The following is a 15,152-nucleotide window of genomic DNA, read 5'->3' on the forward strand; positions in this document are numbered from 1 at the left end:
GCCCAGTGGGCTGCAGGAAGACCAACATGCAAAAGACAGCATCTGGAGTCGTGACCCTTCCGTCGTGGATGAAGTCGGTGAAGAAGCTCTACAACACCCGGAGCGGCGGCCAGTACCAGCCTGATGATGTGGCTTTGGCGTTCGCGCTGAGTCTGCGCTTCCACGACAGCGCCGATGAACTCCGCGCGCCGGCCTACCGCCTGGTGGACAAGGTCTGTCTGGAGCACCAGCCAAACATGCGGCGTCTGGCCCGCGAGCCGGACGACGCTGAGGTATTCGACGCCGCTCTGCGCATCATCAACCGGCTTTGCGACCTGATGGAATACGGCCCGGGCACCACCTTCGTGAGAAATGGAGATCAGCATGGCACTGACTCAGCAGCAGCGTGACGAACGCCGCCACGCCAAGGCAGCAGCGCTACAGGAAGAGGATCTGAGGCTGAAGGTTCGCCCTGGCACCAAGCAGGCCCTGGCTGAACTGATGAAATGGGCCGGGATCGAGGAACAGGGCGAGGCGATGACGCTGATGATTCATCGGCTGCATGAACTGGGCCCGGCCGGTGCGCTGCCGTTGCTGGAACCGCCGCGCCACGAAATCACGGTGTCGCCGGCCGTGGCGCGGAGGTTGGAACTGGCCTACCAGCGTGAAGCGCTGCGGATAGGCAGGGATGATTAACTAAAAATCCCAGCTACAGTCTTCACTACGCCTGTAATTAGCGGGGGAACCCAGGACTCGCCGATTGCCTTTATTACCGATTGAATGACGCCTTTATCCGGCTTCTCAGAGCGGAATTCAGCAGCGACTTTCTCAAGCGCATCCACCAATCCTGACATTTGAGCATCAAGCGCTTGTCCCGCGCGTGCGCGAGCAATTTCGACTGACGAGCCATCAACCACCACTTTATTGCCGATAGTTGTAGATCCAGCAGCACCTCCAGTAACGGCATTGATTTGGCCAATGCCTCCGTTGGTAACTGAAACGGTCTGGCCAACGACTTTCAATTCAATATTGAACTGACCTGGCTCGGTTTTGAGGCTATGGATCAAGCTCTCAATAATTGAAACGGCTTCCGATTTTTCCATTTAAAACTCCTTGTTCCGGCCTATTGCCGGCCAATACGTATAGACCCTCCCAAATCAAATTGCCACCATCCGGCCACGGAGGGCGGCGCATGCAATGGAGATTGCCATGAGCAACGAACAACGCCACCAGGAATGGATTGCGCAGCGCAACACCGAGAAAGCCAAGCGCCGCGAGCGTGCGGCGAAATGCTTGAAGGACCTCGAATACACAGTCCTGGCTGACACCGATCAGCTGAAGGCGTGGCGCTGCAAAGCACCAGGCACTACCTGCTACGCGTTCGATATCCTCATAACTCGCTTTGGCATCGCCACTGTCGGCGATATCGACGGCCTGACCTTCGGCGTCGGCCTCTCCTACGGCATTGAGTTCTTGGCCGGGGATGACATCGGCTACTATATCCACTCCCAGCTCGAAGAGCACTGCCGCGAACGCGAGTTCGATGAGGAGGCCTTCCGGGCCGCGATTGTGACGGGCGTCTGTAACCGGATCAGCGAGAACACCCATGACGACGACCAGTACGCAGCTCTGCCCGAATGGATGCGTAACGACGGCGGCATGGGGGAGTCAGGTCGCTGGGACGAACTTTGCGAATTCGTCGAGGCGAGGCATGAGGTTATCGAGTATGGAGAGGATGGTTACGACTTCTGGGACGGTCTGAAGGATCGAGTGAGCGATGCTGGATATGTCGGCTACACCGAGGAAGCCCGTACCTTCATGGGTGATAACTACGAAGAGCTGGGCCTGGGCTGCGACTACTGGGAGATCACCATCGACAAGCCGCGCGAAAGCCTCATCAACCGGCTGTATCTGATCAACCACGCCGCCAAGGCGATAGTCGCCCAGCAGACCGAAGCGAAAGCCGCCTGACCAAGGGAAGGCCATGATCGGCCCCCCCTGCGAATACGTGCAGAAGTACTACGGCGTTCCCGCCTGCATCGGGCGCCAAGTCATCGCCTACGGCAAGCCTGGCATCATCACCGCAGACTTCGGCCACTACATTGGCATCGTGCTTGATGGGAGTACGAAGCGTCAGCCAGGCCGGTACCACCCAGAAGACGGAATCGAGTACGGCGAGATGGCCGAAAAGCTGCCGCTGAAGCGCTACCAGGTGCTGGTTAGTGGCTGGGGCTGGTGGGACATAACCAATCGCACCATCGTCGATGTATTAGCCAGCACGCCCTTGCAGGCCAAGTACAAGGCCTACGAGCGGTGCGAGTACCACGACATCGAGTGCATGTTCGGCTTCAAGGTACGCCGGGCCTAATCTTCAATCCCGAAAAAACAGCGCTGATCTGAAGCCCTCACTCAGTTAGATATTTATCATATTTCTTCGGAACCAGTGAGACCTCCCCCCAGCCCAAGCTTTTCACGCTCAACCCTGTGCCGTTGACGCTAATTCGACCGTAGAACATTGCGAAGCGCCCCACGGAGCTTGCATTTAGGTTGTGTTTATCAGCTTCCTCTTGCGACAGCATGATCGAGAAGTCGCCGTACCCCCCTTTATGACCAAACTTCAATTTGATGAACCTTGTACTATGAGCGTACTTCCCAGGCTCATAAATACCCACGATCTGCCCATACCCGAGAATTGGCATCTCGGTGATACCAGACAAGGTATCCACGTTGCGGATAGCATCAGCCAGCAAGTGAGCATGCTGAGCGCCAGGGAAAACGTAATACTTGTAGAGGTTTTCGTCGAATTTCGTGCAAAGCCCACGCACAGTTGTGATTTTGGAAGGAAGATTGAATTTCGTTCCTCTATGCCTAGCGATGGGCACGCTCGCAATCTGTCCATCTTGATCCTCCACGACCGTTTGATCGTAAATTTCAGCGTCTTTCTCAGGCGTGACAGGACGGTCCTTAAGGAAGCTCTCGACAACAACTAATTTACCGTCAACGATGGCCTGTGCCGCATCTTCTTCCGTGGCGTAGCGTTTACCCTCAGCCTTTTTACTCCTTAGACCGCATTCTGTGACAGTGTTCCGCTGGTGGGCATAATGAGCGTTCTTCCCCCGCTTGTTGGCATCTTCCTTCGCTGGAGACCTGAACAGGGGACAGCAACATTCCGGACAGAAAATACTGCCTTTCATTTCCGCCTCATACTCGGAAACAAGTACTTGCGTGCCGCTAGCGCGCAATACCGTTTCGTTTTCTCTCTTAAACACCCAGCCAGGGAGGTGCAATGCGTGCTTAACGCGATTGCTCGCCCAGTTCTGCGCTTTCTTACCGGCCCCATCAGCCATCTGAACCACTCCATGTGCATCAACTGAACGCACTGAATACAACATATGCAGGCAAAGCGCCATAGGTAGAAGGTATCCCCATGCCCACAGAAAACTGCCGTATCGTCTGCCAGTTCAGTTGCGGCGCAGCATCAGCCGTAGCCACGAAACTGGCCCTTGCAGAATACGGCGCAACCCACGATGTACAGATCATCAATGCCTTCCTGGCCAATGAGCACGAAGACAATCGACGCTTCCTGGCGGCTTGCGAAGTCTGGTTTGGCCGGCCGGTGACGGTGTTGCGGGACGAGAAATACGGCGCCGACATCATCGAGGTGTTCCGACGTGAGCGGTTCATGAAAAACCAGTACGGCGCGCCCTGCACCAAGCTGCTCAAGCGCCGCCTGCTAGACACCTGGAAGCTGCCAGATGACGTGATGGTGTTCGGATATACCGCCGAAGAGGCCTGGCGTTTTGAGGACTTCCGCGAGCGCAATCCTGACCGCCCAGTGATCGCACCGATGATCGAGCGAGGCCTGAGTAAGGAGGATTGCAAGGCAATGGCCCAGCACCATCTACGCCGCCTTCTTCGAGTTCGCCTTCTTCACCGGGCTGCGGCTGTCCGAGGCCCTAGCGCTGCGCTGGGATGCAATCGACTTCAACAAAAAGCACGCACATGTGTGCCGCACGGTAGCCCTGGGCGAGATAGAGGAGCGCACCAAGACCGGCAAGGATCGATTCGTGCTGCTCAACGACCGGGCGCTGCACGCCCTGGAATTCGCCCGCCAGTATGCAGAACGTCGGAAAAAAGGCGCCGGCAAGATCCTCACCACCCCCTACGTATTCCCGCCCTCTAAGAACAGCGAGTACGTAAAACAGACCTCTGACGTGCACAAGCAGTGGGGCCCGACCCTCGAAACGCTGGGAATCCGGTACAGACCGCCATACAACTGCCGTCACACCTATGCGACAATATGCTTAATGTCGAATTTGAACCCCGCATTCATCTCCCAGCAGCTCGGCCATAGCGTGCAGATGCTGCTGTCAACGTATGCGCGTTGGATTAACTCAAGCTCGGACTGGAGCGAGCTGGAAAAGCTCCAAATTGGTATCAAAACGGTATCAGCTCAAACCAGCGTTCCGTAAGCTATTGATAGGTAAGCCCTTTGATCTCCACAGCAAATATCACCATGCAGTTCGGCGCCAAGCCGCTGTTCGAGAACGTCTCGGTCAAATTCAACAACGGCAACCGCTACGGCCTGATCGGCGCCAACGGGTGCGGCAAGTCGACCTTCATGAAAATCCTCGGTGGCGACCTGGAGCCGTCGGCTGGCCAGGTGATGCTGGAGCCGAACGTGCGCCTGGGTAAACTGCGCCAGGACCAGTTCGCCTACGAGCAATTCACCGTGATCGACACCGTGATCATGGGCCACGAGGAGCTGTGGAAGGTCAAGGCCGAGCGCGATCGCATCTACTCGCTGCCGGAAATGAGCGAAGAAGACGGCATGGCCGTGGCCGAGCTGGAAACCGAGTTCGCCGAGATGGACGGCTACACCGCCGAATCCCGCGCCGGTGAACTGCTGCTGGGCCTGGGCATTCCCCTGGAACAGCATTTCGGCCCGATGACCGAAGTGGCGCCAGGCTGGAAGCTGCGCGTGCTGCTGGCCCAGGCGCTGTTCTCGGACCCGGAAGTGCTGTTGCTCGACGAACCGACCAACCACCTGGACATCAACACCATCCGCTGGCTGGAAACGATCCTCACGGCGCGCAACAGCACCATGATCATCATTTCCCACGACCGTCACTTCCTCAACAGCGTGTGCACCCACATGGCTGACCTGGACTACGGTGAGCTGCGCCTGTTCCCGGGCAACTACGACGAATACATGACCGCGGCCACCCAGTCGCGCGAGCAGCTGCTGGCCGACAACGCCAAGAAGAAGGCGCAGATCTCCGAGCTGCAGACCTTCGTCAGCCGCTTCTCGGCCAACGCCTCGAAAGCCAAGCAGGCCACCTCCCGCGCCAAGCAGATCGACAAGATCCAGCTGGCCGAGGTCAAGCCATCGAGCCGCGTGAGCCCGTTCATCCGCTTCGAGCAGACCAAGAAGCTGCACCGCCAGGCCGTGACCCTGGAACACGTGTCCAAGGGCTTCGACGGCAAGACCCTGTTCAAGAACTTCAGCTTCACCGTCGAAGCCGGCGAGCGCGTAGCCATCATCGGCCCGAACGGCATCGGCAAGACCACCCTGCTGCGTACCCTGGTGGGCGAGCTGGCCCCGGACGCCGGCACCGTGAAATGGACTGAAAGCGCGGAGCTGGGCTACTACGCCCAGGACCACGCCCACGACTTCGAAGCCGACGTCACCCTGTTCGACTGGATGGGCCAGTGGACCCAGGGCGAGCAGATGATCCGTGGCACCCTGGGCCGCATGCTGTTCTCCAACGACGAGATCCAGAAGTCGGTGAAGGTGATCTCCGGTGGTGAGCAAGGCCGCATGCTGTTCGGCAAGCTGATCCTGCAGAAGCCGAACGTGCTGATCATGGACGAACCGACCAACCACCTGGACATGGAATCCATCGAGGCGCTGAACCTGGCGCTGGAGAACTACCCGGGCACGCTGATTTTCGTCAGCCACGACCGCGAGTTCGTGTCGTCCCTGGCCACCCGCATCATCGAGCTGAGCGACAGCGGCGTGGTGGACTTCAGCGGCACCTACGACGACTACCTGCGCAGCCAGGGCGTGACCTTCTAAGCCGTTTGTGGGAGCTGGCTTGCCAGCGAGTTTTTTGGGCCACCCCAAAAGCTCGCTGGCAAGCCAGCTCCCACACTGCTTGATTCGTTAGCCTGCTTCCATTTCCTGCCCCACCCCGCCATCATGATCCAACTCTCCAACCGCCCGCCCGCGAACGAGTTGCCATGACTGCCGCCGAACCGCTCCCGCCCGCCAGCAACCTCAGCATCACCCTCAAGATCGTCTCGATCGTGTTCTACACCTTCATCGCCTTCCTCTGCATCGGCCTGCCGATCGCGGTGCTGCCCGGCTATGTCCACGACCAGTTGGGCTTCAGCGCCGTGGTGGCCGGCCTGACCATTGGCTCGCAGTACCTGGCCACCCTGCTCAGCCGGCCCATGGCCGGGCGTGCCGCCGACGGCCTGGGCACCAAGCGCGCCATCGTGCTGGGGCTGGGCGGCATTGCCGTCAGCGGGCTGCTGACCCTGGTGTCGACGCTAATGCAGGCCCTGCCCCTGGCCAGCCTCGGTATTCTGGTGCTGGCGCGGGTGCTGCTGGGTATCGCCCAGGGGCTGATTGGCGTGGGCACCATCAGCTGGGGCATCGGCCAGGTGGGCAGCGAGCAGACGGCGCGGGTGATCTCCTGGAACGGCATCGCCTCCTACGGCGCCATCGCCCTGGGTGCGCCGCTAGGGGTGTGGATGGTCGACATCGGCGGTTTCAATACCCTGGGCGTGGCCTTGTCAGCGTTGGCGGTGCTGGCCCTGCTGTGCATCCGCCGCAAGCCCTCGGTGCCAGTAGTGCGCGGCGAGCGCCTGCCGTTCTGGGCAGCGTTCGGCCGGGTGGCGCCGTATGGGGTAAGCCTGACCCTGGCGTCCATCGGCTACGGCACCCTGACCACCTTCATCACCCTGTACTACCTGGACCGCGGCTGGACCGGCGCCGCCTATTGCCTGAGCGCCTTCGGCTTGAGCTTTATCGTATCGCGGCTGGTGTTCATCAACGCCATTAACCGCCTGGGCGGGTTTACCGTGGCGGTCACCTGCATGGCCATCGAGACCCTGGGCCTGGCCCTGGTGTGGCTGGCGCCATCGACGGCGGTCACCTTGCTGGGCGCTTGCCTGGCGGGGTTCGGCCTGTCGCTGGTGTACCCGGCCCTGGGCGTATTGGCCATCAGCCAGGTGCCCAGCACCAGCCGAGGGGCCGGGCTGAGCGCGTTCGCGGTGTTCTTCGACCTGGCCCTGGCGCTGGCCGGGCCCTTGATGGGCATGATCGCCCTGCACCTGGGCTACCCGTGGATCTTCTGCTGCGCAGCGCTGCTCTCGCTGGGCGGCCTGGGCCTGGTGCTGTTGCTGGCGCGCCGCTCAGCGGCTCACTGATCGGCGGTCTGCATGCCGGCGTGGCTCGGTTCGTTCAGGGTCTGGCTGAAGAACTGCCCGGCCTGGCGCACCAGGTCGCGGTGGATGTCCACGCGATTGACGCCCTCGGCGTCGTTGCACAGGCCTGGCATGCGCGCTTTCTGCTCGTCATCGCAGGGCGCCATGAAGACAAAATGCCCGGCCCCGGCCAACAGCTTGTAATCCGACACCTTGGGCAGCTTGCGCGCCAGGGCGGCGGCGTTCTTGTCCAAGGCCAGCAGCTTGTCGCTGTCGCCACTGTAGATCAGCGTGGGCACCTGCACCTGGGACAGCGCCTGGCGGTTGAACATCAGGCCCAGCGGCGCCATCAGCAGCAGCGCCTTCACCCGCGGGTCGGCGGCGGCGTGCAGGTCGTCGCGGTCCACCACCAGCTCGCCATGGGTCTGGCAGGCGTCAGCGTCGTTGGGGAATTCGGCGCAGTATTTGCGCAGGCGGTCGAGGTTGGGCTGGGCACCGGAGAGAATCAGCGCAGTCTCGCCACCTGCCGAGTAGCCGATCACACCGATCTGGGCCGGGTCGATGAAGGGCGACAGCATCGGCGCCGACAGCGCCGAGGTGATGGCCTCGGAGATCTGCAGCGGCCGGCCGTAGAGGTTGCTCACCGCGCCCAGGCGGCTGTGGTCCTTGTAATTGTCACCGGGGTGGTAGACGGCCACCACCACGAAGCCCTTGCGGGTCAGCGCGGTGATCAGGTCATGCAGCGCCAGCGGCGTGCCGGCGTTGCCATGGGAGAGCATCAGCAGCGGGTAACGCCCCATGGCGATGCGCGCATCCTCGGTGGCCTCCACCTTGTAGCCTTCGATGGCCGTGACCTGCTCGCGCTGGTTCGACGGGTAGAAGGCCAGCGCCTGCATGGGCTTGTGGTCCAGCGGGTCGAGGAACGTGAGGCGATGGAAGCCCACGCTCCAATGCACAGGAGGGGCCGCGGACACTTGCACCGAAACCAGGCCAATGGCCAGGCACATGAGAAGATTTGCACAAAGACGCATCATGGGATGCCCACCTTTGCTACCCGCCTGATAGGAACCTTTCGCAGTGATCACAGTGTACGTCCAGTCTGGGCCGCCACCGAATGAAAGGTTAGTCAGCTATGCACAAGCATAACCCGGGCCAAAAGCCGCGCATCATACGCGAATGCCGCGCAAAACAAAGCGCCCGTGGTGCTTTGAGCAGCCACGGGCGCCGGGGTTCAGCGTGTTTCGTTGTAATCAGGCAGCGAACAATTTCGAATCGATCTTGGCCTGGGCACCGGCCAGGGCCTTGGTGCGAACTTCGTCACCGTAGGCCAGGCCTTCGGCGCGAACGATTTCGATGTCGGTGATGCCGATGAAGCCCAGCAGCACTTTCAGGAACTCTTCGTGGGCCACGCCCGATGGCTGGCCAGCGTGGATGCCGCCCGACGTGGAGACGATCACCACTTTCTTGCCACCGCACAGGCCTTCAGGGCCGGCTTCGGTGTAACGGAAGGTAGTGCCGGCCACACAGATGCGGTCGATCCAGGCTTTCAGCTGGGTAGGAATGGAGAAGTTGTACATCGGCGCGCCGATCACAACCACGTCGGCAGCCAGGAACTCGCCCAGGGTGTCAGCCGACAGCTTGGCTTCCACTTCGCCGCCAGCCAGGGTAGCGGACGAGAAGTGAGTCAGGGCTTCGGCAGCCAGGTCACGGTAGGTGACTTCAGCGCCTTCGAAGGACTGGACCACGGCGCGGCTCAGCTGACGGGAAGCGGAATTGTCGCCGAGAATGCTGGAATCGATGTGCAACAGTTTCATGGAAATCTCCTGTCTATGAAGCCGCCGTGGCAGCTGGAATGGTGATCATCCTACCGGGAAGTGGAATAGATGATTAGTCCATTGATATGCGTTAGATTGTCCCACACATGAGACAGTCGGGAAAACGCCCCATGCAAGATCTCAACGACCTGTACTACTTCGCCAAGGTGGTGGAGGCCGGCGGTTTCGCCGCCGCCGGCCGCCAGCTGGGCGTGCCCAAGTCGCGCCTGTCGCGGCGCATCGCCGAACTGGAGGAGCGCCTGGGCGCGCGGTTGCTGCAACGCACCACGCGGCAACTGAAGCTCACCAGCGTCGGCGAGCGCTACCTGCGCCATTGCCAGGCCATGCTGCTGGAGGCGGAGATGGCCGACGAGGTGGTGGCCAGCCTGTCCAGTGAACCGCGCGGGCGCCTGCGGGTGTCGTGCCCGGTGGGCCTGGCCCACGAGTTCCTGCCCAAGGTGATCAGCAGCTTCCTGCAGGAATACCCCCACGTGCAGTTGGACATGGTGCTGCTCAACCGCCGGGTCGACCTGATCACCGAGGGCATCGACGTGGCTCTGCGCGTGCGCGAGCCGTGGGACGAAGACCCGGGGCTGGTCACCCGGCGCCTGCGCGAGGCCCGCGCCATACTGGTGGCCAGCCCGGCGCTGCTGGCCGGCAACACCATCGCCAGCCCCGACGACCTGGTGGTGCTGCCGGTCATGGGCGCGCTGGAGGCCGACCGCATGGTCCATTTGCGCCTGCTGGACGAACAGGGCAACAAGCGCGACCTGGTGCTGGAGGCGCGGCTGGGCATCGAGGACTTCGTGGTGCGCAAGGCCACCGCTATCGCCGGCCTGGGCTTTACCATGCTGCCGCTGATGCACTGCGAGGCGGAGCTGGCCAGCGGCGAGCTGGTACAACTGCTGCCCGACTGGTCGCTGGGCGGTGGCTGGCTGCAGGCGGTGTACCCGCACCGGCGCGGCGTGCTGCCGGCAGTGCGGGCGTGGATTGACCACCTGGTGAAGACACTCGAGGAATGTGGGGAGCGCTTCATATGATGAACGAGCAACAGCTGGCCGCGTATTGCCTGGGCCTGCCCGGCGCGCAGGAAGACTACAAGTGGGGCGGGATTCGCGTGCTGTCGGTGGCCGGCAACAAGATGTTCGCGGTGTTCGGCCTGGCCGGTGACAGCCTGTCGTTGAAGGTGGGCAAGGAGCTGTTCCTGGGCTATGTCGACCGCCCCGGCTTTCGCCCGGCGCCCTACCTGGCACGGGCACACTGGGTGAGCCTGGCGCTGCCGCTGGTGGTCAGCGACGACGAGGTGCGCGAGCTGCTGCGCCGCTCGCACCAACTGGTGGTGCGGCGGTTGCCGAAGAAGACGCAGGTGGGGTTGTTGTTGGACCTGTGACGCGGCGGCGATTGGGACGCGGCCTGCGGCCGCTGCTACAGCAACCGCGTTACGCGGTGCGTGGTAGGAGCCGGCCTTGGCCGCGATGCACACGACGCGTAGCAGCTGCCGAAGGCGGCGTCACAGCGCGTGCTGGGTGAATACGTACAACCAGCCAAGCTGATGGGCCGCCACGATCAGCCAGAACACCACCTGGTAGCTGACCTTGCGCGTCTTGTGCCGGAACGCTTGCTGCGCCACCAAGGCGCCGGGCCAGCCGCCCAGCAGCTCGGCGGCATGCAGCAGCTTCTCCGGGGTGCGCTGGCCTTCGCGGCGGGCCTGGTGCTTGTCGCGCCAGTACAGGCCGAAGGTCACCAGGCTCATTACCAGGTACACCAACAGTACCACCGGCCGGCCACCGCGCAGCCACTGCATCACCACGCCGCTGGCCGGCAGTGCACACAGCACCACCAGCGCCAGCAGCTTCAACTTGAGGTAACGCACCCCAGGCCCCTTCACCGGTTGCGACGCCCGCTGGGCGCCGGCACTACGGCTGGACATGGTCCCAATCGATCCAGCCGAACCACCAGGTGGCCAGGATCAGCATGCCGAAACCGATGCGGTACCAGGCGAACAGGTCGTAGGTGTGGTTGGCGATGAACTTCAGCAAGCCCTTCACCGCGATCATCGCGAACACGAACGCGGTGACGAAGCCCAGGGCGAACACCGGCAGGTCACTGGCCTGGAACAGGTGGCGGTACTTGAACCCCGAATACACCGCTGCGCCGACCATGGTGGGCATGGCCAGGAAGAACGAAAACTCGGTAGCGGCCTTGCGCGACAGGCCGAATACCAGGCCGCCGATGATGGTGGAACCGGAACGCGAGGTGCCGGGGATCATCGCCAGGCACTGGGCGAAACCAATTTTCAGCGCGTCGTGCCAGCGCATGTCGTCCACGTGCTCCACGCGCACCACGTGCTCCCGCTCTTCAGCCCACAGCATGACGATACCGCCGGCCACCAGCGCCACCGCCACGGTCACCGGGTTGAACAGGTACTGGTGGATGGCGTCGGCGAAGATCACCCCCAGCACCACCGCCGGCAGGAAGGCAATCAGCAGGTTGGCAGTAAAGCGCCGCGCCTGGGGCCGGGTGGGCAGGCCGGTGACGATCTCGATGATCTTCTGGCGAAACTCCCAGACCACCGCCAGGATGGCACCCAACTGGATAATGATGTTGAAGGCCATGGCCCGCTCACCACCAAAGTTCAGCAGGTCAGCGACAATGATCTGGTGCCCGGTGCTGGAAATGGGCAAAAACTCCGTGAGCCCCTCGACTATCCCTAGAATCAATGCCTGTGCGGCGGTCCATAAATCCATCAATTCCCCCAAATGGACGCCTGCTCATGGGCAGGTTCCTGATTTTCTTTATAAGTGAAACAACACGCCGAAAAAGCGGCGAAATGCTATCAGAAGACAGTAGCCCACTCCGCTGACAAATCGATGAAAACCGCTCTATTGCCGCACTTTCGTGTATCAAGGTGCGAGCAAAGCCTGCCTCGTTGGCCCGGCCACGGTTACAATCGCCACGTTTGTCCCACGGAATCGGTAAATGTTCCCCACCCCACGCCCACGCCGGTCCGCCGGCCCATGAAAGTCCTGGTACTGACCGGCCCCGAATCCACCGGCAAGAGCGTGCTGGCCCAGGCCCTGCAGGCCAGGTTCGGCGGCCTGGTGGTGGGCGAATACGTGCGCCACTTCATCGACAGCCAGGGCGGCCGCGACACCTGCCTGGCCGATATCACCGCCATCGCCCGGGGCCAGCTGGCCTGGGAGGATGCCGCCCGTGCCCAGCAACCGTCGCTGCTGATCCTCGACACGCACCTGCTCAGCAACCTGCTGTGGAGCCACACCCTGTTCGGCGCTTGCCCGGCCTGGATCGAACCCGCGCTGCTGGAGCGCGACTACCACCTGCACCTGTTGCTGTCGCCCAAGGGCATCACTTGGGTGGATGATGGGCAGCGCTGTCAGCCTGACCTGGAGCAGCGCCTGGCGTTTTTCGCCGACTGCCAGCAGTGGCTGGAAGCTCACCAGCGTCCCTACGCCGTCATCGAGGGAGACTGGCCACAACGGCTGGCCGCCGCCAGTGCCCGAGTGGAAAGATTGCTGGGCTGACGGCAACAAGTGTCCACTTCTGAAACACATGCCGCAGGTGCAAGGCCCGCCGGCAGGGGTTGCAGCGAAACGCCAGCCCACTTGTTAGGCCAGCGTTACACCCAGGTTTGGGGGGAACAACGGCCACTGGCCATTGTCTGAGACCGCTTTTCATTTGGAACTGTCTCAGCGCTGTTACAGCAAAAATCCGGCACTGCCCGCTTAAAAGGCCAACACCTTGATTTAACAGCCATTCTCAAAACTGGCACACGCCCTGCTCTCTTCCTCGCAACGCCAACAAGGCCGGCGAACACAAGAAGAGGGATGGCCATGATCGGGACTACCAAACAAGGCATTGCCTGCCTGCTCCTGCTGGGATGCTGCTACAACCTGGCGGCCCAGGCCGCTGGCGACGGCGTCATCGTCATCCAGCGCGAAGTGCAGCCACGCATCGCCACACGCCCGACCATGCGCCCCGACCCCAACCCGGTCACCGTCAACACCAACATGTCCCGCGAAGTGAACGCTGCGGTCAACACCGAGTTGAGCGACGGCGACATCGCCGGCATCAACACCGGCAGCAGCGTCACCCGCCTGATGATGCCCGATGGCAACCTGCGCGGCCTCAGCGCAGTCACCGGCAGCGCCCTGCCGGGCGTCTCCGCCGGCCACTCCGGCGGCGCTGGCGGCGGTATCTCCAACACCGTGAACTCGGCGCTCAGCCAGGGCCTGGCCCCGCTGCAGATGATGACCGGAGGCAAGTGAGATGAAACCTACCCTGCTCTTCATCGCCCTGCTGGGCTGCGCCAGCGCCTTCGCCGACAGCAGCGTGCCCGTGGTCAACAACGCCGTGATCAGCAATGCCGGCGTCGGCTACAACGGCAACATGGCCGTCAACCAGGCCGCCGGCGACCAGCAACAGCAGGCCAACGCCCGGGCCATCGCCAGCGGCACCCAGGCCAGCGCCACCACGCACATCAAGCAGGTTTCCAAGGCCGTGGTCGACCCGGTGATGAACGCCCGGTCGTCGATACAGGGCAACTCGTTCAGCAACGGCAACGGCGCCCTGGGCATCAACCAGACCGCCGGCGCCAACAACCAGCAAGCCAACGCCATGCGCCTGACCACCAGTGCGCAGCCGCTCAGCGTTGACGACAGCGCCCTGTCACAACAGAACGTGGCGCTGGCAAGAGGCTCCGACTCAGCAGGTTCACTCGGCTCCCGCCAGGTCAACACCGATGACCAGGCCTTCACCGGAAGCCGTGGACTGATCCAGCTGAACCAGAGCGCCGGGGTGGGGAACCGCATGGGCAACACCCTGAGCGTAAGGGTCGCTGACTGACCCTCCAAGACAGAAACAACACTTAACTAAAATAAAATAAGTACGGAGAAACACCATGAAACCTACAATGGCCCTCAAGCCTCTGGTCTTCGCCCTTGCTGCCGTCATGGCCGTCGCCGCTCACGCGGGCGACGATCGCAACCAAGGTGGGCATGGCGATCCGCACCATGGTGGTCATCAGCAGCAACCCGATCCCATGCTGCAAATCCAGCTGACCGCTGGTGCTGCAGCCGTGGTGTCCGACGCGCAAACCAGCTCGGGCAATACCGTGGTCAACCAAGGCACCAAGAACTCGGCATCGGTCAATAGCTCCGCTGGCGGCTCGAACGGCAACCTGGGTATCAACGTGGCTGGCGGCGACGCCAACCAACAAGACAACGCCGCTGCCATCGCCACCGCCGATGAAAGCTTCATCTTCGGCAGCGCCCTCTCGCAAACCTCGGCCACTCAAAGCAACACCGGCAACGCCGTGGCCAACTACTCCACCAGCACCAACACCAGCCTCAACGGTACCGCCAACGGCAGCTCGGGCAACATTGGCATCAACGTGACCTCGGGCGACTACAACCAACAGAAAAACAACCTGGCCATCGCCGTCTCCGGCGGTCGTGTAGCCGGCGCCAGCGCCTCGGCCAACCAGACTTCGACTGGCACCGTGGTGGCCAACGCCGCCGACCGTACCTACACCAAGGACACCCTCACCGCCTCCTTCCGTGCCACTGGCTCCTACAAAGGCACCGGCACCGGCACCGTGGGCGACGACTCCCATGGCGGCTGGGACAACCGCGGCGGCAGGGACCACGACAAGGTCGAGCCTCTGAAATTCAAGGAAAGCGGCAGCTTCGAGCTGGGCGGCGTAGCCTCCTATCAAGTGCTGACCCCAAGCGGCTGGGCCAACCCTGTGACCAACACCGCTTCGCTGAACAACTCGCTGAACAACGTGTCCGGCAACGTCGGCGCCAACGTCTCGGCAGGTATCGGCAACCAACAAAGCAACTCGCTGTCGATCGCTGCCGGCAAAACCAGCATGTAATCACGACGGTCTCGAGGGCCCCCGCAAGG

General features: G+C 62.1%; 18 protein-coding genes and 2 pseudogenes. 14 read left to right on the forward strand and 6 right to left on the reverse strand.

Features of this window, described 5'->3' with window-relative positions; all coding sequences use genetic code 11:
- The first annotated feature begins 26 nt into the window (after nt 1-26).
- Nucleotides 27-389 carry a hypothetical protein gene (locus RAM80_RS06400; RefSeq protein ID WP_416425384.1) on the forward strand — a complete coding sequence of 121 codons (363 nt, stop codon included), beginning with the start codon at nt 27-29 and terminating at the stop codon, nt 387-389.
- On the forward strand, nt 364-675 hold the full coding sequence (locus RAM80_RS06405; protein ID WP_416425385.1) for a hypothetical protein: 312 nt from the start codon (nt 364-366) through the stop codon (nt 673-675). Before RAM80_RS06400 ends, RAM80_RS06405 begins: the two co-directional genes overlap by 26 nt.
- On the opposite strand, the gene RAM80_RS06410 is transcribed toward RAM80_RS06405, so the two are convergent.
- Nucleotides 672-1,082 carry a hypothetical protein gene (locus RAM80_RS06410; RefSeq protein ID WP_416425386.1) on the reverse strand — a complete coding sequence of 137 codons (411 nt, stop codon included), beginning with the start codon at nt 1,080-1,082 and terminating at the stop codon, nt 672-674. The two genes, RAM80_RS06405 and RAM80_RS06410, sit on opposite strands and share 4 nt — an antisense overlap.
- 106 nt (nt 1,083-1,188) lie before the next feature.
- Here RAM80_RS06410 and RAM80_RS06415 point away from each other — a divergent pair, with 106 nt between their 5' ends.
- Together RAM80_RS06415 and RAM80_RS06420 are read left to right on the forward strand one after the other, a co-directional pair.
- Nucleotides 1,189-1,950: a hypothetical protein gene (locus tag RAM80_RS06415; protein WP_416425387.1), complete on the forward strand. Its 762-nt coding sequence runs from the start codon at nt 1,189-1,191 to the stop codon at nt 1,948-1,950.
- Nucleotides 1,951-1,963: 13 nt separating this feature from the next.
- Nucleotides 1,964-2,347: a hypothetical protein gene (locus RAM80_RS06420; protein ID WP_416425388.1), complete on the forward strand. Its 384-nt coding sequence runs from the start codon at nt 1,964-1,966 to the stop codon at nt 2,345-2,347.
- A 37-nt stretch (nt 2,348-2,384) separates the two neighbouring features.
- Here the strand turns inward: RAM80_RS06420 and RAM80_RS06425 are convergent, their stop codons facing one another.
- Complete coding sequence (locus RAM80_RS06425) at nt 2,385-3,326, reverse strand: hypothetical protein (protein WP_416425389.1); 942 nt, start codon at nt 3,324-3,326, stop codon at nt 2,385-2,387.
- 80 nt (nt 3,327-3,406) lie between these two features.
- Here RAM80_RS06425 and RAM80_RS06430 point away from each other — a divergent pair.
- From RAM80_RS06430 to RAM80_RS06445, 4 genes and pseudogenes are all read left to right on the forward strand, one after another.
- A pseudogene (locus RAM80_RS06430) lies at nt 3,407-3,874 on the forward strand (hypothetical protein); the annotation flags it as partial.
- Nucleotides 3,867-4,451, forward strand: a pseudogene (locus RAM80_RS06435) (site-specific integrase); the annotation flags it as partial. The pseudogenes RAM80_RS06430 and RAM80_RS06435, both read left to right, overlap by 8 nt.
- Before the next feature lie 20 nt (nt 4,452-4,471).
- Entirely contained in the window at nt 4,472-6,058 is a 1,587-nt protein-coding gene (locus RAM80_RS06440; protein WP_416425390.1) for an ABC-F family ATPase, read from the forward strand.
- A gap of 164 nt (nt 6,059-6,222) precedes the next feature.
- Complete coding sequence (locus tag RAM80_RS06445) at nt 6,223-7,416, forward strand: MFS transporter (protein ID WP_416425391.1); 1,194 nt, start codon at nt 6,223-6,225, stop codon at nt 7,414-7,416.
- Here RAM80_RS06445 and RAM80_RS06450 read toward each other — a convergent pair.
- Nucleotides 7,410-8,447, reverse strand: coding sequence for an alpha/beta hydrolase family protein (locus RAM80_RS06450; protein WP_416425392.1), 1,038 nt, complete (start codon nt 8,445-8,447; stop codon nt 7,410-7,412). The genes RAM80_RS06445 and RAM80_RS06450 overlap by 7 nt on opposite strands.
- A gap of 216 nt (nt 8,448-8,663) precedes the next feature.
- On the reverse strand, nt 8,664-9,227 hold the full coding sequence (locus RAM80_RS06455; protein WP_416425393.1) for an FMN-dependent NADH-azoreductase: 564 nt from the start codon (nt 9,225-9,227) through the stop codon (nt 8,664-8,666).
- 131 nt (nt 9,228-9,358) lie between these two features.
- On the opposite strand from RAM80_RS06455, the gene RAM80_RS06460 reads away from it, so the two are divergent.
- Nucleotides 9,359-10,267 carry a LysR substrate-binding domain-containing protein gene (locus tag RAM80_RS06460; RefSeq protein ID WP_416425394.1) on the forward strand — a complete coding sequence of 303 codons (909 nt, stop codon included), beginning with the start codon at nt 9,359-9,361 and terminating at the stop codon, nt 10,265-10,267.
- A complete protein-coding gene (locus tag RAM80_RS06465; protein WP_416427426.1) occupies nt 10,267-10,617 on the forward strand; it encodes an MmcQ/YjbR family DNA-binding protein in 351 nt (116 codons plus the stop codon). The genes RAM80_RS06460 and RAM80_RS06465 overlap by 1 nt, the downstream gene beginning before the upstream one ends.
- Before the next feature lie 120 nt (nt 10,618-10,737).
- On the opposite strand, the gene RAM80_RS06470 is transcribed toward RAM80_RS06465, so the two are convergent.
- Both RAM80_RS06470 and RAM80_RS06475 read right to left on the reverse strand, forming a co-directional pair.
- Nucleotides 10,738-11,157, reverse strand: a complete 420-nt coding sequence (locus RAM80_RS06470; protein ID WP_416425395.1) for a DUF1294 domain-containing protein — start codon at nt 11,155-11,157, stop codon at nt 10,738-10,740.
- Nucleotides 11,144-11,974, reverse strand: coding sequence for an undecaprenyl-diphosphate phosphatase (locus RAM80_RS06475; RefSeq protein WP_416425396.1), 831 nt, complete (start codon nt 11,972-11,974; stop codon nt 11,144-11,146). Before RAM80_RS06475 ends, RAM80_RS06470 begins: the two co-directional genes overlap by 14 nt.
- Nucleotides 11,975-12,244: 270 nt before the next feature.
- On the opposite strand from RAM80_RS06475, the gene RAM80_RS06480 reads away from it, so the two are divergent.
- The 4 genes from RAM80_RS06480 to RAM80_RS06495 all read left to right on the forward strand — a co-directional run bounded on the left by RAM80_RS06480 (nt 12,245) and on the right by RAM80_RS06495 (nt 15,123).
- Nucleotides 12,245-12,769, forward strand: a complete 525-nt coding sequence (locus RAM80_RS06480; protein WP_416425397.1) for an AAA family ATPase — start codon at nt 12,245-12,247, stop codon at nt 12,767-12,769.
- Nucleotides 12,770-13,078: 309 nt separating this feature from the next.
- Complete coding sequence (locus RAM80_RS06485) at nt 13,079-13,513, forward strand: hypothetical protein (RefSeq protein WP_416425398.1); 435 nt, start codon at nt 13,079-13,081, stop codon at nt 13,511-13,513.
- Nucleotide 13,514: 1 nt separating this feature from the next.
- Nucleotides 13,515-14,090, forward strand: coding sequence for an adhesin (locus RAM80_RS06490; RefSeq protein ID WP_416425399.1), 576 nt, complete (start codon nt 13,515-13,517; stop codon nt 14,088-14,090).
- A 55-nt stretch (nt 14,091-14,145) separates the two neighbouring features.
- Nucleotides 14,146-15,123, forward strand: a complete 978-nt coding sequence (locus RAM80_RS06495; protein WP_416425400.1) for a heme utilization protein — start codon at nt 14,146-14,148, stop codon at nt 15,121-15,123.
- The last annotated feature ends 29 nt before the right edge of the window (nt 15,124-15,152 follow it).

It is taken from the genome of Pseudomonas sp. App30, from assembly GCF_047947025.1.
Taxonomy (GTDB): Bacteria; Pseudomonadota; Gammaproteobacteria; order Pseudomonadales; family Pseudomonadaceae; genus Aquipseudomonas.